General features: G+C 70.1%; 21 protein-coding genes. 6 read left to right on the top strand and 15 right to left on the bottom strand.

What is annotated here, in order from left to right:
• Positions 1-37: 37 nt before the first annotated feature.
• From FHT26_RS19330 to FHT26_RS19310, 5 genes are read right to left on the bottom strand one after another with little or no spacing between them, the layout of a single operon-like run.
• Positions 38-1,228 carry a D-alanyl-D-alanine carboxypeptidase family protein gene (locus tag FHT26_RS19330; protein WP_168561722.1) on the bottom strand — a complete coding sequence of 397 codons (1,191 nt, stop codon included), beginning with the start codon at positions 1,226-1,228 and terminating at the stop codon, positions 38-40.
• A 40-nt stretch (positions 1,229-1,268) separates the two neighbouring features.
• On the bottom strand, positions 1,269-1,883 hold the full coding sequence (locus FHT26_RS19325) for an alpha/beta hydrolase (protein WP_168561721.1): 615 nt from the start codon (positions 1,881-1,883) through the stop codon (positions 1,269-1,271).
• Positions 1,884-1,897: 14 nt separating this feature from the next.
• Positions 1,898-2,224: a (2Fe-2S) ferredoxin domain-containing protein gene (locus tag FHT26_RS19320; RefSeq protein WP_168561720.1), complete on the bottom strand. Its 327-nt coding sequence runs from the start codon at positions 2,222-2,224 to the stop codon at positions 1,898-1,900.
• 9 nt (positions 2,225-2,233) lie between these two features.
• Positions 2,234-3,379: a VanZ family protein gene (locus FHT26_RS19315; protein ID WP_168561719.1), complete on the bottom strand. Its 1,146-nt coding sequence runs from the start codon at positions 3,377-3,379 to the stop codon at positions 2,234-2,236.
• A 7-nt stretch (positions 3,380-3,386) separates the two neighbouring features.
• Positions 3,387-3,827 carry a CopD family protein gene (locus FHT26_RS19310; protein ID WP_168561718.1) on the bottom strand — a complete coding sequence of 147 codons (441 nt, stop codon included), beginning with the start codon at positions 3,825-3,827 and terminating at the stop codon, positions 3,387-3,389.
• A 274-nt stretch (positions 3,828-4,101) separates the two neighbouring features.
• Between FHT26_RS19310 and hemB the strand changes: the two genes are divergently transcribed.
• Complete coding sequence (hemB, locus tag FHT26_RS19305; protein ID WP_168561717.1) at positions 4,102-5,109, top strand: porphobilinogen synthase; 1,008 nt, start codon at positions 4,102-4,104, stop codon at positions 5,107-5,109.
• Positions 5,110-5,124: 15 nt separating this feature from the next.
• Positions 5,125-6,243 (top strand): magnesium transporter CorA family protein, encoded by a 1,119-nt coding sequence (locus tag FHT26_RS19300; RefSeq protein WP_168561716.1) that lies wholly within the window; start codon positions 5,125-5,127, stop codon positions 6,241-6,243.
• Between the two features lie 82 nt (positions 6,244-6,325).
• Here the strand turns inward: FHT26_RS19300 and ybeY are convergent, their stop codons facing one another.
• Positions 6,326-6,775, bottom strand: a complete 450-nt coding sequence (ybeY, locus tag FHT26_RS19295; RefSeq protein ID WP_168561715.1) for an rRNA maturation RNase YbeY — start codon at positions 6,773-6,775, stop codon at positions 6,326-6,328.
• Positions 6,776-6,777: 2 nt separating this feature from the next.
• Positions 6,778-7,800, bottom strand: coding sequence for a PhoH family protein (locus FHT26_RS19290; RefSeq protein ID WP_168561714.1), 1,023 nt, complete (start codon positions 7,798-7,800; stop codon positions 6,778-6,780).
• A 92-nt stretch (positions 7,801-7,892) separates the two neighbouring features.
• On the opposite strand from FHT26_RS19290, the gene FHT26_RS19285 reads away from it, so the two are divergent.
• The 3 genes from FHT26_RS19285 to ruvA all read left to right on the top strand — a co-directional run bounded on the left by FHT26_RS19285 (position 7,893) and on the right by ruvA (position 11,096).
• Positions 7,893-9,803: a sensor histidine kinase gene (locus tag FHT26_RS19285; RefSeq protein ID WP_246867985.1), complete on the top strand. Its 1,911-nt coding sequence runs from the start codon at positions 7,893-7,895 to the stop codon at positions 9,801-9,803.
• Positions 9,804-9,873: 70 nt separating this feature from the next.
• Entirely contained in the window at positions 9,874-10,527 is a 654-nt protein-coding gene (locus FHT26_RS19280; RefSeq protein WP_056804560.1) for a response regulator, read from the top strand.
• Positions 10,524-11,096, top strand: a complete 573-nt coding sequence (gene ruvA, locus FHT26_RS19275; protein WP_056804557.1) for a Holliday junction branch migration protein RuvA — start codon at positions 10,524-10,526, stop codon at positions 11,094-11,096. Before FHT26_RS19280 ends, ruvA begins: the two co-directional genes overlap by 4 nt.
• Before the next feature lie 42 nt (positions 11,097-11,138).
• Here the strand turns inward: ruvA and FHT26_RS19270 are convergent, their stop codons facing one another.
• The 3 genes from FHT26_RS19270 to FHT26_RS19260 form a co-directional block, all read right to left on the bottom strand.
• Positions 11,139-11,603 carry a copper chaperone PCu(A)C gene (locus FHT26_RS19270; RefSeq protein WP_168561713.1) on the bottom strand — a complete coding sequence of 155 codons (465 nt, stop codon included), beginning with the start codon at positions 11,601-11,603 and terminating at the stop codon, positions 11,139-11,141.
• 26 nt (positions 11,604-11,629) lie between these two features.
• The gene (locus FHT26_RS19265) at positions 11,630-13,918 is read right to left on the bottom strand and encodes a TonB-dependent receptor (RefSeq protein ID WP_349238179.1); all 2,289 of its coding nucleotides are present in this window, start codon (positions 13,916-13,918) and stop codon (positions 11,630-11,632) included.
• Between the two features lie 92 nt (positions 13,919-14,010).
• Complete coding sequence (locus FHT26_RS19260) at positions 14,011-14,406, bottom strand: DUF2946 family protein (protein WP_168561712.1); 396 nt, start codon at positions 14,404-14,406, stop codon at positions 14,011-14,013.
• Positions 14,407-14,505: 99 nt separating this feature from the next.
• Here FHT26_RS19260 and ruvB point away from each other — a divergent pair, with 99 nt between their 5' ends.
• Complete coding sequence (gene ruvB, locus FHT26_RS19255; protein WP_168561711.1) at positions 14,506-15,561, top strand: Holliday junction branch migration DNA helicase RuvB; 1,056 nt, start codon at positions 14,506-14,508, stop codon at positions 15,559-15,561.
• Positions 15,562-15,579: 18 nt separating this feature from the next.
• Here ruvB and FHT26_RS19250 read toward each other — a convergent pair whose 3' ends face one another.
• The 5 genes from FHT26_RS19250 to FHT26_RS19230 all read right to left on the bottom strand — a co-directional run bounded on the left by FHT26_RS19250 (position 15,580) and on the right by FHT26_RS19230 (position 19,767).
• Positions 15,580-15,984: a hypothetical protein gene (locus FHT26_RS19250; protein WP_168561710.1), complete on the bottom strand. Its 405-nt coding sequence runs from the start codon at positions 15,982-15,984 to the stop codon at positions 15,580-15,582.
• Positions 15,985-16,050: 66 nt separating this feature from the next.
• Positions 16,051-16,887 carry a helix-turn-helix domain-containing protein gene (locus tag FHT26_RS19245; protein ID WP_168561709.1) on the bottom strand — a complete coding sequence of 279 codons (837 nt, stop codon included), beginning with the start codon at positions 16,885-16,887 and terminating at the stop codon, positions 16,051-16,053.
• Positions 16,880-17,668: an acetoacetate decarboxylase family protein gene (locus FHT26_RS19240; RefSeq protein ID WP_168561708.1), complete on the bottom strand. Its 789-nt coding sequence runs from the start codon at positions 17,666-17,668 to the stop codon at positions 16,880-16,882. Before FHT26_RS19240 ends, FHT26_RS19245 begins: the two co-directional genes overlap by 8 nt.
• A gap of 89 nt (positions 17,669-17,757) precedes the next feature.
• Positions 17,758-18,861, bottom strand: coding sequence for a sterol desaturase family protein (locus FHT26_RS19235; RefSeq protein ID WP_168561707.1), 1,104 nt, complete (start codon positions 18,859-18,861; stop codon positions 17,758-17,760).
• 72 nt (positions 18,862-18,933) lie between these two features.
• On the bottom strand, positions 18,934-19,767 hold the full coding sequence (locus FHT26_RS19230; protein WP_168561706.1) for a carbon-nitrogen hydrolase family protein: 834 nt from the start codon (positions 19,765-19,767) through the stop codon (positions 18,934-18,936).
• Between the last annotated feature and the right edge of the window lie 74 nt (positions 19,768-19,841).

The following is a 19,841-nucleotide window of genomic DNA, read 5'->3' as shown; positions in this document are numbered from 1 at the left end:
AGGCTCCCGGGAACAGATGCGATGGGAACGGACGAGCTTACTTGATCCACAGCCGCAGGGCGTCCCAGGCGCGGCCGAAGAGGCCGGCCTGCTCGACGGCGGTCAACACCACCAGCGGCAGCTCGGCCACCGGCGCGCCGGCCGAGGTCGTGACCTTCAGCGTGCCGACGCGCTGGCCTTGCGCCAGCGGCGCGACCAGCGGATCGGTGCGCTCGATCTTCGTCTGCAGCTTCGCGCCCTCGCCCTTGGGCACGCTGACGAAGACGCCGTTCGCCGCGCCCAGCTGGGCCTCGCGCGTCGCGCCCTTCCAGACCGGCACCGTGGCCACCGCTTTCGAGCCTTCGAACAGGCGCACCGTGTCGAAGGCCTGGAAACCCCAATTCAGCAGCTTCTGGCTCTCGTTCGCGCGGGCATCCATCGAGGCCGCGTTGAGCACCACGCTGAGCAGGCGCCGCTTGCCGCCGCCGGCGCCGTTGACCGCGAGGTTCGGGAAATCGCGCTGCGCCGACACCACCATGCAGTAGCCGGCCGCCTCGGTGTAGCCGGTCTTCATGCCGTCGACGGTGGGATCGCGCGTCAGCAGCACGTTGCGGTTGTTCTCGTTGCTGATCGGCGCGCCCTCGTAGTGGTACTTCCTGATCGAGTAGATCGGGTAGTACTCCGGGAAGTCGCGGATGATGCGGCTCGCGATCACCGCCACGTCGCGGGCGGTGCTCTTGTGGCCTGGCTCGGTCAGCCCGGTGGCGTTCTTGAACTGGGTGTTCTTCAGGCCGAAGGCCTGCGCCTGGCGGTTCATCAGCTCGATGAACTGGTCGAGCGTGCCGGCGACGCCTTCAGCCAGCACCACCGCGGCGTCGTTGCCCGAATTGACGATCAGCCCGCGCAGCAGGTCCTCGACCTTCGGCGTGCTGCGCGGCTCGATGAACATCAGCGAGCCGCCGCCCTTGCGCTCCTGCCAGGCGCGCAGCGACACCGGCAGCGTCTGCTCCATCGTCAGCTTGTGGTCGCGCAGCGCCGCGAACACCAGGTAGGCGGTCATCAGCTTGGTCAGCGAGGCCGGATCGGCCGGCGCATCGGCCTCGCGCTCGGCGAGGGTCTGGCCGGTGGTGATGTCGAGCAGCAGGTAGCTCTTGGCCGCGATCTCGGGCGGCTGAGGCGCCTGCGCGTACGACACGGACGAGACGGCGGCGGCGCCAAGCGCCAGCACGAGGGCAATCAGTCTTTTCATGAACATCGGATCAGGTTGGGCGGTACGCGAAGCCCCGGCATCAACGATGCCAGGACCGCACCACCAGGTTCTTCAGCAGCGCCAGCTGCCCGTGAAAGAAATGGCCCACGCCGGGGATGACCACCACCGGCAGGGATTGCGGTCGTGCCCAGTCGAGGGTGGCCGACAGCGGCACGATGTCGTCCGACTCGCCGTGGATCACCAAAGTTTCCTCCGGCACCGGCGCGACCGTCTGTTTTTGCGTCGACGGCCCGACCAGCACCAGCCGCTCGGCCTTCGCACCGTCGGGCAGGCGCGCGGCCGCCTGCGACGCGACGTAGCCGCCGAACGAGAACCCCGCCAACGCGAGCGGCAGGGCCGGATCGCGGTGCGCGGCGATCACCGCCAGCGCGTCGTCGATCTCGCCCTGGCCGTCGTCCCAGGCGCCCTCGGAGGCCGCCACGCCGCGGAAGTTGAAACGCACCGTGCGATAGCCCAGCTGCAGGAAGGCGCGTGCCAGCGTCTGCACCACCTTGTTGTCCATCGTGCCGCCCTGCTGCGGGTGCGGGTGGCAGATCACGGCCACGCCGCGCGGCTCGCTGTCGGGGCGGTCGAGCGCGCATTCGAGGGCGCCCGCGGGACCGGGCGTCAACACCTTGACGGTCTTCGAATTCATCGGCGCAGCACCGGTCAGCGGCCGACCGAGTCCGGCAGCAGCAGCCGCTCGACCACCACGCCGTTCTTCAGGTGCGATTCGACGATCTCATCGATGTCGGCATCGTCGATGTAGGTGTACCAGACCGCCTCCGGGTAGACCACCGCCACCGGCCCGCCGGCGCAACGGTCGAGGCAACCGGCCTTGTTGACCCGCACACCGCCGGGGCCGGCCAGCTTCTCGGCCTTCGCGCGGGACTTGCAGCGTTCGAAGCCGGCCTGCGCATGGTGGTTGGCACAGCTGTCTTCGCCTTTGTCGCGCTGGTTCAGGCAGAAGAAGATGTGGCGCTTGAAATAAGTCATCGGCGCATTTTACGGACCTGCCTGCGCATCCCCAGTGCCGCGCTCGGCGTTGTCCCTGGCCGTCACGCGGGCGAGCAGGTAGACCAGCGCCGCATACGGCCACAGCCAGCCGATCCATTGCGCGAGGCCGTGGAAGCGGATGAAGCGCCCCTGCTCCCAGCCCTGCAGGCTTTCGGCGTAGTACGGATCGGTCGGTGCCTGCGCCACCAGCGCGACCAGCGCCGTCACGACCACCAGGCCGAGCCCGGCCGCACCGCGGCGCGGAATGCGCAACAGCAGCAGCCCGGCGATCGCGCCGGCCAGCAGCCCGGGCAGGGCAGGCGGCGTCAACCAGGCCAGCGCGTGTTGCGGGCCGAAGTTCAGTGCGGTCGACAGCGTGGTGGTCGCGAAGCCGAGCAGGGCTGCGCCGGGCACCGTCACCGCGCGGCGCCAGCCCGGTCGCACGATGGTGTAGGCGACCAGGCAGGGCGCAAGCAGCCCGAGCAGGATCGTCAGCAACTCGCTGACGCGCGACAAGGGCGTCATCGCAGCGCTCGCATCGGCCCAGTCTTCGGTCCAGGCCGACCACGGCGTGCCACCCAATGCCTCGGCGGCCAGTTCCTGCAGTCGCACCAGCACCTGGCCGAGACCGAGCGGCACCGGAGTCGGGAACAGCAGGCCGACCGGCCACAGCAACAACAGCAGCAGGCCGCCGGCACTGCGGGCGACGAACCAGCGGTCGCGCAGCGTCTGCCAGCGCTCGATGCCGCCGAGCGCGTGCACCGCGACCGCGACCAGCGCACCGGCCAGCGTGCCGGCGGCATTCAGCAGCCAGTCGAGCATGGACGGCACGCGCTGCGGCAGCCAGTTCTGCAGGCTCTCCATCAGGAACGACAGCAGTGCGCCGGCCAGCAACGCCGCGATGAAGGCGATCGACACGCGCCGCCCGGAGCGCACCAGTGCCCCCACCGCGAGCGCGCCGAGCGGCATGTAGCCGAGCAGGTTGGAGACCACGTCGAACGCGGTCCAGTAGCGCAGCCACGGCAGGTGGCCGAGCCCGGCCAGCGCAAGCGCCACCGGTTGCTTCCAGCCGGTGAACGGCGACAGGCTCGCGTAGACGATCAGCGCGGCGTACAGCCACGCCAACGGTCCGGCCGAGCTGCGATGCCGAGCCATGGCCGGATCAGAACGGCTTGACGATCACCAGCACGACGATCGCGGCGAACAGCAGGATCGCGGTCTCGTTGAAGAAGCGGAACCAGCGCTCGCTGCGGCGGTTCTCGAACCGCTCGAACCTGCGCAGCAGCGCGCGGCAGCCGTGGTGGTAGCCGATCGCCAGCACCACCAGCGCGAGCTTGGCGTGCAGCCAGCCGTTGCCGGGCCCGCGCCCAACGCCGAAGCCCAGCCACAGCCACAGGCCGAACAGCAGGGCCGGCACCATCAGGAAACTGGTGAAGCGATAGAGCTTGCGTGCCATCAGCAGCAGGCGCTCACGTTCGGCATGGCTGTCGGCCGGCACCGACGCGAGGTTGACGAACAGGCGTGGCAGGTAAAAGAGACCGGCGAACCAGCTCGCGACGAAGATCAGGTGAAGGGCCTTGACCCAGGGATAGAGGCTGCTCATCCGCGGGATTATGGAGGCCAGAAAAAGAAAACCCCGACCGTCAAGGCCGGGGTTGAAAAGCCTCATCGCTGTCATCACGGTAAGGCTCCTGCTCAGGGAGGAAAAGCAGGGAATGACGACCTTGCGGCTATCATTCAGTGGCGACTTTAGCAGATGAGTGCCGGGCTGTTGAAGGGTCGCCGCCCGGGATTTACACGTAAAAAGTCCCGATGTCTCATCGTCACATCGGTTTCGGCGGCCGGCCCCCGCGTCGCAACCGCCCTCAGAAGAAGCCATGCTGCCGCCCGCACCCTTTCCCGCCAGCCGCCCGCGCCGCCTGCGCCGCGACGAATCCACCCGCGCCCTCGTGCGCGAGAACCGCCTGCACCCCAACGACCTGATCTACCCGGTGTTCGTGCAGGACGGCCACGGCCAGGTGCACGACGTCGCGTCGATGCCCGGCGTGCAGCGCGTCAGCCTCGACCGGCTGATGCCGCTGGCCGAAGAATGCGTGAAGCTCGGCGTCCCGGTGATGGCCTTGTTTCCGGTCATCGAACCGTCGCTGAAGACCGAGGACGGCAGCGAGGCGCTGAACCCGAAGGGTCTGGTGCCCACCGTGGTGCGCGAACTGAAGAAGCAGTTCCCGCAACTCGGCCTGCTGACCGATGTCGCGCTCGACCCGTTCACGACCCATGGCCAGGACGGGCTTCCCGACGAGACCGGCTACATCCGCAACGACGACACCGTGAAGGTGCTGACCGGCCAGGCGCTGGTGCAGGCCGAGGCCGGCGTCGACATCGTCGCGCCGAGCGACATGATGGACGGCCGCATCGGCGCGATCCGCAATGCGCTCGAAGCGCGCGGCCTGATCCACACGCGGATCATGGCGTACAGCGCGAAGTACGCGAGCGCCTTCTACGGCCCGTTCCGCGACGCGGTCGGCTCGGCGAAGAACCTCGGCAAGGCGAACAAGAAGGTCTACCAGATGGACCCGGGCAACAGCGACGAGGCGCTGCGCGAGGTCGCGCTCGACCTGGCCGAAGGCGCCGACATGGTGATGGTCAAGCCCGGCCTGCCCTACCTCGACATCGTGCGCCGCGTGAAGGACGAATTCCGCGTGCCGACTTTCGCCTACCAGGTGAGCGGCGAGTACGCGATGGTCAAGGCCGCCGCGGCACAGGGCTGGCTCGACCACGACGCGGTGATGCTCGAAAGCCTGCTCGCGTTCAAGCGCGCCGGTGCCGACGGCGTGCTGACCTACTTCGCGCTCGACGCCGCCCGCCTGCTCCGGCAGCAAGGCTGACACCGCAGACCGGGCATGCGCATCTTCCACATCACGGCCGAGCAGTTCACCGAGATCGAATCGCTGCCCGACAAGCTGCCGCCCACCGGCTACCTGTGGATCGGCACCGCGCGGCGCGAGTTCGAGGTCAACGTCGCCGAAGTCCAGGCCGGGCTGCAGCGCTGGACCGGCGGGCAGCTGGTCGACCTGCACATCTCCGACCTGCTGAACAACCAGCTGCCGTCGCACTTCGACTACACCTCGTGGTACGACCTGATGGTGTTCCGCCGGCTCGCGGCCGGCAGCGGCAGCGCCGGGCTGTTCCTCGACGACCAGACCGGCACCGCCAGCAGCGCGCGGCGCGCGCTCGAGGCGATCGACACCAGCCCGGTCGGCTTCGCGGTGTTCGACCGCGTGCTGATGACGGTGCACCCGACCGACTGCCAGGTGCGCGACTTCTTCGCGAGCAAGCTGCAGCAGATGGTCGAGGGCGCCGACCAGCGCTACGAGCCGCGCGGCGCGATGCGCCTGCCGGCCAGCCCGGCCGACCTGATGCTGCGCATGCTGAACCACATGGTCGACAGCTACCTCGAACTGCGGCGACTGCTCACCAAGCAGCTCGGCTACCTGCAGCAGGAGCTGTTCAACCCGCGCAGCCAGTTCGACAGCTGGCAGGTGCTGCTCGAGTCGCGCAACTCGCTGCACCTGCTGGAAGACACCTGCGAAGACCAGCGCAGCGCGATCGTCGAATGGATCGACTCGCTCGACGAATGGCCGGACGAGCCGGACCCGAAGGCAGCGCGCGACCGCGAGCTGCTGCGGGTGCGCTCGCGCGACGTGCTGGAGCACATCGAGCGCGTGCTGAGCCATGTGCGGCGGCTCGAATCGTCGGCCGAGACCGCGGTGCAGATGCACTTCTCGGCGCAGAGCAACCGCACCAACGACATCATGCGCACGCTGACGGTGCTGACCGCGATCTTCCTGCCGCTGAACCTGGTCACCGGCTTCTTCGGGATGAATTTCGAAGGGCTCCCGCTGATCCACAGCGGCGACGGCGTCTGGATGGCCAGCGGCTTCATGCTGGTGATCGCGTTCTCGCTCGGCTGGTTCTTCTGGCGCAAGCGCTACCTCAGCACCTCGCGCCGCCCACGATGACAACCCCTCGGTCGACGAGTACATCGACCGATCCCCCGAGGGGATGCGGGCCAGCTTGGGGCGGCCCGGCGCTCGTCCCGCCTCATCGCACGTAAGGGTCAGCGACGCCCAGCCCGGCCAGGATGCGCGTCTCCTCGGCCTCCATCTCGACCGCTTCGTCTTCCTGCTCGTGGTCGTGCCCTTGCGCATGCAGCGTGCCGTGCACCAGCAGGTGCGCATAGTGCGCCTGCAGTGCGATGCCCTGCGCGCGGGCCTCGGCCTCGACGACCGGCGCGCACAGGATCAGGTCGGCCACCACCACCGGCGCGTGGCTGTAGTCGAAGGTCAGCACGTTGGTCGCGTAGTCCTTGCCGCGGTAGTCGCGGTTCAGCGCGCGGCCTTCGTCGGCATCGACGATGCGCACCGTGATCTCGCCGGGCGCGGCCAGCGCCGCGCGGATCCAGCGTGCCACCTTGTGGCGGGGCAGTTCGGCGCGGTGCGACGCGTCGGCGAACTGCAGCGACAGGCTCAGGTCATCCCGGGCGACGGCCATGCTCAGAGGCGCTCCGCCGGGGTCGCGTCGTAGGCCTCGACGATGCGCGCGACCAGCGGGTGGCGCACGACGTCGGCGGCGGTGAAGCGCGTCATCGCGATGCCGGCGACACGGCGCAGCACGCGCTCGGCGTCGATCAGCCCGCTGTCGGTGCCGCGCGGCAGGTCGATCTGGCTGACGTCGCCGGTGACGACGCACTTGCTGCCGAAGCCGATGCGCGTCAGGAACATCTTCATCTGCTCGCGCGTGGTGTTCTGCGCCTCGTCGAGGATCACGAACGCATGGTTCAGCGTGCGCCCGCGCATGAACGCGAGCGGCGCGATCTCGATGTTGCCCTTCTCGAACGCGCGGGCGACCTTGTCCATGCCCATCAGGTCGTACAGCGCGTCGTACAGCGGGCGCAGGTAGGGGTCGACCTTCTGCGCCAGGTCGCCGGGCAGGAAGCCGAGCCGTTCGCCGGCCTCGACCGCCGGTCGCGTCAGGATGATGCGCTGCACGCTGCTGCGCTCCAGCGCGTCGACCGCGCAGGCCACCGCGAGGAAGGTCTTGCCGGTGCCGGCCGGGCCGATGCCGAAGGTGATGTCGTGCGCCAGGATGTTGCGCAGGTACAGCTGCTGGTTCGGCGTGCGGCCGGTCAGCTCGGAACGGCGGGTGCGCAGCAGGATCTCGTCGTCGTCGTCGGTCGCGTCGTCCTGCGCATCGCCCTCGACCGCCTCGCGCAGCGCCGGGCGCCCGAGGCGGGGCGCGCGCGGCCGCGCCTGTGAATCGTCGGCCAGCGCTTCGGTGATCGCCAGCTGCAGCGTCTCGGCGGCGATCGGGCGGCGCGAGCGGCCGTACAGGGTCTGCAGCAGGGCCACCGCGCGCTCGGCACTCGCCTTCGGGCCATCGATGCGGAACGATTCGTTGCGCCGCGAGATGCTGACGCCGAAGGCCGACTCGATGCTGCGCAGGTGTTCGTCGACGCTGCCGCACAGGTGCGACAGGCGGGCGTTGTCGAGCGGGATGAAGGCGTGGCGAAGTATCACGGGGAGGGGGACTCCGGCAGCGAGAAAAAGGGCAAGGCCGGATTGTCGCCGGAAGGCCCCGGGGCCGCAGGCATCCTGCACAATCCGCGTCCATGCCCTGCTTCGCGCCGCCGACCACCCTCGCCCACCGGCTGCGCGCCGCGGCCCGGCGCATGGCGGCCCCGCTGGCCGCGGCGATGATGTCGGCGCTGGCGCTGACCGACCTGTCGGCCGCGGCCGCCGACGACCCCGGCCTCGTCGAGATCCGCACCGCAAGCGCGGTGGCCAGCACCGCACCGGTCTTTCCGCAGGACCTGAAGCCGCGTACGGTGCGCCTGCCCGATGAGTGGGCCGAGACGCTGCCGCAGGCCGACGGGCCGGTCTGGTACCGCCTCGAATTCACGCTGCCGGCCAGCCATGTCACGCCGTCCCCGCTGATGGCCGCCTACATCGAGCGCGCCTGCAGCACCGCGCAGGTCTGGCTGAACGGCAACCTGGTCTTCAGCGGCGGCCACATGACCGAGCCGGTGACGCGCAGCTGCTTCTACCCGCAGCTCGTCGTGCTGCCGCCCGCGCTGCTGAACCCGCAGGGCAACCTGCTCGACATCAAGGTGCAGGGCCATGCGCTGCAGCACGTCGCGTCGCGCCAGCGCGCCGGCGGCCTGTCGGCGGTGCTGGTCGGGCCGCACACGCTGCTGGCCGTCCTGCAGGCCCGCCACACCTTCTGGAACGTCTCGCTGGTGCAGGTGATCTCGGCGATGCTGGTGCCGCTGGGCATCGTGATGCTGGGCATGGGCTGGCAGGACCGCCGCAGCCCCTGGCTGATCCATTTCGGCCTGCTGGCGATCGGCTGGGCCGCGCTGTCGGCCCGCCTGTGGTGGCGCGACCCGCCATGGGACAACGCCACCAGCGAATTCCTCGTCTGCGTCGGCTTCGGCGTGCTGGTGGCGCTGGCGATCCAGTTCCTGGTGCGCTATGCCGCGCTGCGCTCGACGAAGCTCGAGATCGGGTTGCTGGCGCAGTGCGTGCTGGTGCCGGCCAGCCTCGCGCTGGCCGGGCCGGAGCGTCTCTACACGGCAACCAGCGGCTGGTACCTGCTGCTGTCGGCCGAGGTGATGGCGGCTGTCACGCTGTACCTGCGCGTGACCTGGCGCAAGGGCATCGACGGCCGTGCCGACTTCTGGCCGATGGCCTTCATGCTGATGGGCGTCGGCGTGCTGGTGCTGGTCGACCTGGCGACGCAGCACGGGCTGGTCACGCTGCTGCCGGTGCACGTGCTGCACTTCAGCATGCCGCTGATGTTCATCGCGGTCGGCGTGCGCCAGATCCAGGTCTTCGGGCGCGCGCTGCAGGTGGCCGAGGCGAGCCGCAACTCGCTGGAAAGCCGCATCAACGAGGTCACCGCCGAGATCGAGCGCAACTTCTCGCAGATGGCCGAGCTGCGCGTCGAGCAGGTGACCGAGAAGGAGCGCAAGCGCATCGCCGCCGACCTGCACGACGACCTCGGTGCGAAGCTGCTGACCATCGTCCATACCAGCGAGAGCGAGCGCATTTCCACGCTGGCGCGCGAGGCGCTCGAGGAAATGCGGCTGTCGGTGCGCGGGCTGACCGGCAAGCCGATGCAGGTGGCCGATGCGCTGGCCGACTGGCGGGCCGAGACGGTGTCGCGGCTGAGCCAGGCCAACATCGAGGCCGACTGGCGCAGCCCGACCGAAGACGTGCACCAGCAGCTGTCGGCGCGCGCCTTCGTGCAGACCACCCGCATCCTGCGCGAGGCGGTCAGCAACATCATCAAGCACAGCGGCGCGTCGCACTGCAAGGTGCGCTGCAGCATCGGCGAGCACGATTTCGTGCTGGTCGTGCAGGACAACGGCAAGGGCATCCCGATGGAGCTCGACGGCAAGCTCGACCGAGGCCACGGCATGGCCAGCATGAAGCACCGCGCCAAGCAGATGCAGGGGCAGTGCCTGGTCGAATCCGGGCCGGGCTACGGCACCGTGATCAGGCTCACATTGCCGCTCTGAAGCGCACGGAAGCGCACAATCGGCCCCTTGCGCGGCTGCTACGATCCATGATCCCTCGAGGACACCGACCATGAACAAGATCCTGCTGCTCGAAGACCTGCCCGAGATCCGTGCCTGGGTGAAGGCCCTGGTCACGCAGGTGTTTCCGCAGGCGCAGATCTCCGAAAGCGCCCGGGTGCACGACGCGCTGGCGCTGATCAGCGCCGAGCGTTTCGACGTCGCGCTGGTCGACCTGGGCCTGCCCGACGGGTCGGGCGTCGACGTGGTCGCCGCGCTGCGCGACACCCAGCCCGAAGCCCAGTCGGTGGTGGTGACCATCCACGACGACGACGACCACCTCTTTCCTGCGCTGCAGGCGGGGGCTTTCGGCTACCTGCTGAAAGAGCAGCCGCGCGAGCACTTCGTCGAGCAGCTGCGGCGCATCAGCCAGGGCGAGCCGCCGCTGACGCCGTCGATCGCGCGCCGCGTGATCGCGTACTTCGCGGCCCAGAACAAGCCGCAGGAGCGCCCGCAGAACCTGCCCCACGTGTCGCTGACCGACCGCGAGAACGAGGTGCTGCTGTGGGTGGCCAAGGGCTTCACGCTGCCGGAGATCGGCACGCAGCTGAACCTGTCGCGCCACACCATCGCCGACTACGTGAAGCAGATCTACCGCAAGCTCAATGTCAGCTCGCGCGCCGAAGCCGCGCTCGAAGCGCAGCGCCTGGGCCTGTTCCGCCGATGATCGGCCGGCTGAGCGGCCTGCTGGCAGAAAAGAACCCGCCCCAGCTGCTGCTGGACGTCGGCGGCGTCGGCTACGAGGTCGACGTGCCGATGAGCACCTTCTACAACCTGCCGGCGCTCGGCGAACGGGTCACGCTGCTGACCCACTTCGTCGTGCGCGAGGATGCCCAGGTGCTGTTCGGCTTCCTCAGCGCCGAAGAGCGCGCGACCTTCCGGCAGCTGGTCAAGATCTCCGGCGTCGGGCCGCGCACCGCGTTGTCGATCCTGTCGGGCCTGAGCGTCGGCGAGTTGGCGCAGGCGGTGTCGCTGCAGGAAAGCGGCCGGCTGATCAAGGTGCCGGGCATCGGCAAGAAGACCGCCGAGCGGCTGCTGCTGGAACTGAAGGGCAAGCTCGGCGCCGACCTGGCGCTGCCGGCCAGCGTCGCGAGCGATGCGCAGGCCGACATCCTGCAGGCGCTGGTGGCGCTGGGCTACAGCGACCGCGAGGCGGCCGCTGCGCTGAAGAGCCTGCCGGCCGATGTCGGCGTGAGCGACGGGATCAAGCTGGCGCTCAAAGCCCTCGCGCGCTGAGCGACACATCCGTTCGCCTTGCGCGCGCCTCGACCGACTCCATCAGTGACTGTGGTCCGCCCCCGCGGCTTCCACGTTCACCGTCACCGTCACTTCCCCGGCCTTCTCGAATTTCAGCCGCAGCGGGAACTTGTCGCCCTCCTTCAGCGGTGCCTTCAGGCCGATGAGCATCACGTGCAGCGCGCCGGGCTTCAGCTCGACGTACTTGCCGGCCGGCACGTCGATCGCCGGCACCTCGCGCATGCGCATCACGTCGCCCTCCATCTTCATCGTGTGCAGCTCGGTCGACTTGCCGACGTCGGCGCTGACCGACAGCAACCGGTCGTCGGCCTTGCCGCGGTTCTCCAGCCGCAGGAAGGCGCCGCCGGTCGGCTGTCCCGGCGCGGTCGCGCGCGCATAAGGGTGGCCGATGGCGATCTCGCCGAGCGTGAATTCATGGGCCTGGGCCGCCAGGGCGGCGAAGGAGACCAGGGCGGTGGCGGCGATGCGGGTGATCAGGGTGTTCATGTCGAAGGTCCGTTCGAGGAAAGCGTTCACAGGTCGTACCGCAGCTCCGCACTGTAGGTGCGTTGCGGGTACGGGTGGAAATTCCAGTAGTGGCAGTTGTTGAGGTTGTCGATGCCGACCGCGGCGTGCCACTGCCTGTCGATCGCGAAGCGCACGCGCAGGTCGGTCGTGAAGTACTTCGACGTGCCCATGTACGTGAATCCGTTGGTGTCGCTGTTGTCCAGGCTGCCGTATTGCCGGCCGCTGTAGCGGGCGCCGTAGCTCACCGTCCAGCGCTCGTCGACGCGCCACGCGGCCAGGGCGCTCGCCCGCCAGCGCGGCACGCGCGGCTGCCACTTGCCGACGGTGTCGCCCGGCGTGCTCACGTAGCCGCTGTTGGCGACGATGGTCGAGTCGGCATACGTCACGTTGCCCTGCAGGTCGAGCCCGCGCCACACGTTGTCGCGCTGCGCCGCGGCCTCCAGTCCGGTGGTGCGGATGTGGTCGACGTTCTGCACGCTGTTGGTCACCGGCGTCACGTTCGGCAGCGGCTGGCTGTACAGCGCATCGCGCGTGTCCTCGTGGAACAGCGTCAGGCGCAGCGTGGCGGCATCGGGCAGCGTCCATTCGGAGCTGAGTTCCGACGTCCACGAGCGCTCCGGCCGCAAGTCCGGGTTCGCGATGTTGCTGATGCCGCTCGACGTGGCCGCGCCCTGGTACAGCTCGGACACCGTCGGAAAGCGCAGCGCCCGCCCGGCCGACGCCTTCAGCACCCAGCCGTCGCGCAGCTCGTGCGACAGCGCGGCCTTCGGCGACCACGCGGTCTCGCTGCGCCGGGGATGCGCGTACGGCGTGAATGCGCCGGTCTGCGTCAGGCCGTCGTAGGCCTGCCAGCGCTCGCCGCGCAGCCCGAGCACCGCCATCCAACCGTCGGCGAAGCGCCAGGCGTCCTGGCCGAACACCGAGCGCAGCCGCGTGTTGCCGTCGAAGCGCGAGCCGACCGCGCCGCTGTCCTGGTCGACCCAGTCCGTCAGCGTGTAGACGGTGGTGCGCAGCCGGAAGCTGTCCTGCTGTACGCCGGCATCGACCGCATGCGCGCTGCCCTCGCCGCCGGGGCGCCAGGTGCCGCGCGCCGACAGCGTGTTCCAGCCGGTGCCGTGCAGGTCGGTCGCGCTGCCGTTGCCGCCATCGAGCATCGGCTGCGACAGCGCGGGTTGCAACGGCGCCGCGGCCGCCGGCTTGCGACTCAGGTCGCGGCGGTAGTCGTAGACGCTCGCGGCCAGCTCCCAGTCGAACGCACCGCCCGCGTTCTGCTTCAGCGACAGCGCCTGCATCAGGTGCGCCAGCCCGTCGCGGTTGGTCACGCCACTCAGCACCGGCGCCACGTACCGCTCGGAACGCCCGACCGCATCGTTGTGCCACCAGCCGGCGGTGTAGCTCGCGCGCAGGTCGGGCGCCAGGTCGTACGCCAGCTTCAGCTTCAGGTGGTCCTGCACCGTGCGGTACTGCGTGCCGGTGCCGCGCACGTACCAGGGCTTGCCGGTCTTGTCGGTGTCGGGCACCGCGCCGGGGGTCGGCGTGGCCGTGGTGTCGAACACCAGCGGCTGGCCTTCGCTGTCGAGCCGGTTCAGGTTGACCCACCACGACCAGCCGCCGCTGCGGTCGCCGAGCGACGTGCTGGCCTGCCAGCCGTTGTAGGTGGTGTCGGTGCCGTAGAGCTGGAACGGCTGCGAGAACGCGCCGACCACCGCATGCGCCTCGAACTTCGACGGCATGCGGGTCAGGTAATCGACCACCGCGCCGGCCGAGTTGCCGGGGTAGGCGGCCGAGAACGGGCCGTACAGCACGTCGACACGCTCGATCTCCTCCGGCGTCACCAGGCCCCAGCGCGGCGCGAAGCTCGCGCCGTTGCCGAGCAGGTTCGACAGCAGGATGCCGTCGGCGTACACCAGCGAACGCGCGCTGTTGCCGGTGCCCGACGCGCGCGTCGACAGCACCGCGTGGTTGTAGTCGCCGGCATAGCGCTTGCGCACCAGCAGGCTCGGCAGGTACTTCAGCGCGTCCTCGCTGTCGGTGGCATTGATGCTCGCCTGCACCTGCGCGCCGGTGATGCCTTCGATCGTCGTCGGGATCTGCGACGGCAGCGAGCCGCGGCGGCCGCCGGTCACGGTGACGACACCGAGGTGCTTGACGGGGGGGTTGGCATCGTCGGTGGCGACGCGGATCGGATCGGCCGGCCTTTCAGCCGCTGTGTCTTCTTCGGCCCGCGCCGCGATCGGCAGGCAGGCCAGCAGCGCCAGCGCCGCATGGGCGGCTGGCGTGAATCGGTACGTCACGGAATGCTCCTGAACATGACCGGGCTCAACGCGCCGCGGTCGATCACACGGGGCTGCCGATGCGCAAGCGCACCGGCGGCCAGGGCGGTGGTTCAGGTGAGAGAGGGTGGGCCGTGCTTCAGCCGCGCGATCCAGTCGGCCTCGGCATCGGGGGCCGGCTCATGGGTGCGGACCGGCAGCTCATGCACCCACTCGGTGGCCACAACGGCGATGACCGGACCCGGTTCCGGCGCGGCGAGCGCCAGCACCGCCGACAGCGCGCAGTGCTCGCTGCCATGCGCGCCGGCGTGGTCGGCGGGCATCGGCTTCGTCTCGCCGCTGTCGTCGAGCGCGACGGTGGCGACCCCGTAGACCGTGCAGACCTCGACCAGCGTCTTGCCCTGCAGCTGCGCCGACACGCTCGCCAGCATCGGCACTGCAGCCTTCAGCAGCAGCGCCAGCGCAAAGGCCCAGACGGCCCATCGCGATGCAGGGTGGCGGGAGATCATCGTCCGATTGTGCCGCAGCCGGATGGACGGGCCCTGCACAATTCCTGCACACCGCGTGAGCAAACGCAAACGACCGCCGGGCCCGCCGATAATCGGCCGATGGCCATCCAGACCGACGATTTCGGCAGCCTGCCACCGCGTGTGGTCAGTGCCGCGCCCAGCTCGCCCAACGAAGAAGCGATCGAACGCGCGCTGCGCCCGAAGGGGCTGGCCGAGTACGTCGGCCAGGCCAAGATCCGCGAGCAGCTGGAGATCTTCATCGGCGCGGCCCGCATGCGCCACGAGGCGATGGACCACGTGCTGCTGTTCGGCCCGCCCGGCCTCGGCAAGACCACGCTGAGCCACATCATCGCCAACGAACTGGGCGTGAACCTGCGCCAGACCTCCGGCCCGGTGCTCGAGAAGCCGAAGGACCTGGCGGCGATCCTGACCAACCTCGAGAAGAACGACGTGCTGTTCATCGACGAGATCCACCGGCTGAGCCCGGTCGTCGAGGAGATCCTGTACCCGGCGCTGGAGGATTACCAGATCGACATCATGATCGGCGAGGGCCCGGCGGCGCGCTCGATCAAGCTCGACCTGCAGCCGTTCACGCTGGTCGGCGCCACCACGCGCGCCGGCATGCTGACCAACCCACTGCGCGACCGCTTCGGCATCGTCTCGCGGCTCGAGTTCTACACGCCCGAAGAACTGGCGCGCATCGTGCACCGCTCGGCCGGCCTGCTGAACGTGCCGACCGATGCCGACGGTGCGTTCGAGATCGCGCGCCGCTCGCGCGGCACGCCGCGCATCTCGAACCGGCTGCTGCGCCGCGTGCGCGACTATGCCGACGTGAAAGGCGACGGCCGCATCTCGAAGGCGCTGGCCGACAAGGCGCTCGCGATGCTCGACGTCGATCCGCAGGGCTTCGACGTGATGGACCGCAAGCTGCTCGAGGCAGTGATCCACCGCTTCGACGGCGGCCCGGTCGGCCTGGACAACATCGCCGCCGCGATCGGCGAGGAGCGCGAGACCATCGAGGACGTGATCGAGCCCTACCTGATCCAGCAGGGCTACCTGCAGCGCACGCCGCGCGGCCGGGTCGCGACGCTGGCGGCCTTCCGGCACCTGGGCGTCACGCCGACGCGCGCCGCCACCGACCTGTTCGACAGCTGACGGCTTGCGCCGCCGCGCTCAGATCAGGTCTTCGACCACCAGCCAGTGGTAGCGCTCGGCGAGCCGGGCATCGAAGCGCCTGGCCACCTCGGCGACGCGCTCGGCATGCTGCGTGTCGGGCGCGTACACCAGCAACCAGCCGCAGCCTTCGCCGGCAAGCTGCTGGTAGCGGCGCATCAGCGTCACCTCGTAGCCGAAGCCGGCCAGCTGGCTGGCATGGCCGAGCATGTGCTGCATCTGCGCGCCTTCTTCTTCGGCGGTGACGAACATCACGTCATCGTCGTCGAAGCCGGCGTCGAACAGGGCCTGCATCGCCTGCCGCGCGAGTTCGTCGCTTGGCAGCGCGACCACCACATGGCCGACCGGCTTGAAAGCGCCCAGCGAGTGCGGCCGGGCTCCCTTGGTCATTCGCCTGACTGACATGGCATCACCTCCTGACAGGATCGCGATGAAAGACCTGCAGGAAGTCTAGACCTCGCCGGCATGGCGTCAATGCGCAGTCGCCTGGGGCACCCGCGAACGGGGGTCGGGCCGGGCCGCCTGCGCGAGCGCCCCCGGCGTGTAGCCGAAATGACGGCTGAACCAGCGCGTCAGATGGGCCTGGTCGGCAAAGCCGCAGGCCTGGGCCGCGTCGGCGATCGGCCAGCCGTCGAGCAGCAGCCTTCGGGCACGCGCCATGCGGGCGGCGCGCACGTAGTCGCCAGGGCTCAGGCCGAGCCAGCGGGTCGCGATGCGGTGGAAGTGTTCGCGGCTGAGCGCGCAGTCGCGGGCCAGCGCGTCGATCGCGACCGTGCCGTCGCCGACGGCCGCACGCTGCAGCGCCGCCAGCACCTGTCGTGCGGCACGGCCGGCCGGTTCGGCGCCGGCCGGCAGCAGCGCGGCGCCGTCGGCGAGCGTTGCGGCCGCGCGGCGCAGCCAGGTTGACGCACCGGCACTGTCCCGCAGCGCCTGCGCGTCGGCCGCAAGGGCCGGGACCTGGACGCGCGCGCTGCCCCGCGGCATCGGCACGCCGAGCGCGGCCAGCCACGGCAGCGCGGCATAGACCATCACGACCCGCGTGTCCCCGCCGTCGCCCGCATCGAGGCCGCAGGTGTGGACGGCGCCCGGCGCGATCGCGAGCAGGTCGCCCGCCGACGCGGTGTGCCGGTGCCCGCCGAGGCTGAAGCGGCAGCTGCCGGCCAGCACCGCGCCGATCGACCATTCGTCGTGCCAGTGCGGCGCCCATTCCTGCCCCGGCCGGTGGTGCATCACCTGCTCGAGCGCCGGCTGGCCGTCGACATGCCAGCGCCGGACGCTCGAATGGCGCGGCACGCCCGGTTCAGGCATCGCACGCGCCGACGACCGTCAGCCCGAACCAGCCGGCACTCGCGTCGCCGGCCTGCAGATCGCCGAGCAGCGAGAGCTCCTCGCGCGGGTGCGCGAACACGCGCAGCGACGCGCTGGCGGCATGCCACCCGCTCGCGGTGGGCTGCACGGCCTCGGCGCGCAGCAGGCGCAGCGCCGGCGCACGGGTCGGCTCGCGCAGGTCGGGGAAGCCGGCGACACCGAGCGTCGGCATCGCGAGGAAGCCGAGCGACCGGCCCGCCTCGCCCGTCAGGCGCGCTTCGGCCTCGATCACCCGGCGGTCCTTCACGGCCAGGCTGGCCCCGAGCCGCGTGCCGGCGCGCAGCGGCGCGGCAGCGGGGTGGTCGAGCGGCAGGCTGCGCGTGAGCCAAGTGCTGCCCATCTTCTTCGGCCAGCCTTGCAGCAGGCCGCGCAGCATCGAGACGTCCTGGTCGACCCAGATCGCCGGGCAGACGCCGCAGCGGCTGCCGTCGGGGCGCTCGATCTCCAGCACGACGATGGTCTCGCGGTACTGCGCCTGCACCGGATCGAGCAGCTCGCTGCCGTCGGTGGTGGCCTGCCAGTCGGCGAAGTGCACGCAGCCCTGGCCCGTCGTGCTGCCGATCGACGGCGGCACCAGGTCGGCACCGCGCGCGGCATCGAAGCCGAACGCGATGTTCAGCAGCCAGCCCGCGTAATGCCAGGGCGGCGCGGCGACCAGCGCACTGCGGCCGGAGACGGTGTAGGGCGGCGTGAATCCGAGCGAGCCGAGAGAGGAGGACATGGGCGGCATTCTGCGTTCAGGGGCCCCGATGCTGCCGCTGCGGACGCCGGGCGTCTTGAACGCCAGTGATCCGCGACCGAAGGCCGCCGTCAGCGCGGCTGCGCGACCTGCCGCGACGCCGGCCAGCGCACGCCGCGCTCCGACACCCAGCCGACCACCCACAGCCCGGCCAGGATGCCTGCCGCGGCGCCGGCCTGCGCCAGGCCCGACAGCAAATGCGCGTTCCACAAGAAGACGCTGGTGGCCACCAGCAGCACGCCGAACAGCCCGCCGGCCACCAGCGCCGCCGCGCGCGAGCGGTGCGGGTCGTACTTGCGGCGGGCCGCGAGGTCGAAGGCCGGCTTCGGGAATCGCTCGGCCACGTCGGCCGGCCGCCAGCCCGGCGGCTTGACCCACACCCGCAGCTTGTCGCGCCAGCGCCGCGCGTGCCAGGCGTCCTCGGCGATGTCGCGGTAGACGTGCAGGTTGGCCCACAGCGGGTTCCAGCTCGACAGCGGCGTGCGCGTGCCGTAGACGCAGGGCTCGGCATCGTCTTCCTCGATGAAGCTGCCGAACAGCCGGTCCCAGACGATCAGGATGCCGCCGTAGTTCTTGTCGAGGTACTTGTCGTTGACGGCATGGTGCACCCGGTGGTTGCTGGGCGCGCAGAACCAGCGGTCGAACCAGCCGAGCCGGCCGATCTGCTGGGTGTGCACCCAGTACTGGTAGAGCAGGTCGACCAGCGCGACGACGCCGAACACCAGCGGCGGAAAGCCGGCCACCGCCATCGGCAGGTAGAAGATCCAGCCGAACAGCCAGCCGGTGCTGGTCTGGCGCAGCGCGGTCGACAGGTTGTATTCCTCGCTCTGGTGGTGCACCGCATGCGCGGCCCACAGCACCGCCACCGTGTGGCCGAGCCGGTGGTGCCAGTAGTAGCAGAAGTCGTACACCAGCAGGCCGACGACCCAGACCCAGGCGGCGTCCTGCGGCAACGGGTGCGGCGCGAGCATCTCGAATGCGAGCGCGTAGACACCGACCATCAGCAGCTTGCTGAACACGTTCAGCACCTGGCTCATGATGCCCAGGCCGATGCTGTTCAGCGTATCGGCGGTCACGTAGGTGTTGCGGCGCCGCGCGAGGCCGACCGCGAACTCGACCGCGATCAGCAGCAGGAAGAGCGGGGTCGCGAGGACGATGATCTGGGAATCCGTCATCGTGCGATGGTGGCGCTGCGGGAGGCCGGTGAACACCCGGACGGTCCCGGATTGCGCTGCGCCGCATCCCGCCTACATCCAGCGCGGCTGCCGGTGCGTCAATGCCGGCAACTGCATCCGCACCTGCGCGATGCGCGCCGGGTCCAGCGTCGCCAGCACGACGCCTTCGCCTTCCTCGCGCATCGCGAGCACCTCGCCCCACGGGTCGACGACCAGGCTGTGGCCGAAGGTGCGTCGGCCGTTCTCGTGCAGCCCGCCCTGCGCCGGTGCGATCACGTAGCACTGGTTCTCGACCGCGCGCGCCCGCAGCAGCAGTTCCCAGTGCGCGCGGCCGGTGGTGTGCGTGAAGGCCGCCGGCACCGCCAGCAGGTCGCAGGGCGGCGACATCATCGCGCGGTACAGCTCCGGGAACCGCAGGTCGTAGCAGATGCTCAGGCCGACGCGCAGGCCGTCGGCGTCGAAGGTCACCGGCTCGCTGCCGGCCTGCAGCACGCGGCCCTCGTCGAAGTTCTCGCGGCCGTTGTCGTAGCGGAACAGGTGCATCTTGTCGTAGCGCGCCGCCAGCGTGCCGTCGGGGGCGAACACGCAGCTGGCGTTCAGCACGCGGTCGGGAAGGCCCGTGTCGAGGCCCGTGCCCGTGGCGATCCGCATCGGCAAGGTCCCGCCGATGATCCACACGCCGTGGCGGCGCGCCGCGTCGGCCAGCATCGCCTGGATCGGCCCGTCGCCCGGCCGCTCGGCCGCCGCGAGCTTGTCGCGGTCGGTGAGCCCCATCAGGCAGAAGTACTCAGGCAGCCCGACCAGCCTGGCGCCGGCCTCGGCGGCCTGCGCGATCAGCCGGCGGGCATGGTCCAGGTTCTCGTCGACGCGGGGCGTCGAGACGGTTTGAAGCGCGGCGATCAGCATCGGGATTTCCCTGCAGAGTGTGGCCTTCCTCACGCGGTGAGGGCCTGTGCGGCCGAGCTTACGTCGGACTCCGG

The sequence above is a fragment of the Rhizobacter sp. SG703 genome, assembly GCF_012275445.1.
Classification (GTDB): Bacteria; Pseudomonadota; Gammaproteobacteria; order Burkholderiales; family Burkholderiaceae_C; genus Rhizobacter.
Note: the sequence above shows the minus strand (reverse complement) of the source record. Positions and strands in the feature narration are given on the sequence as shown.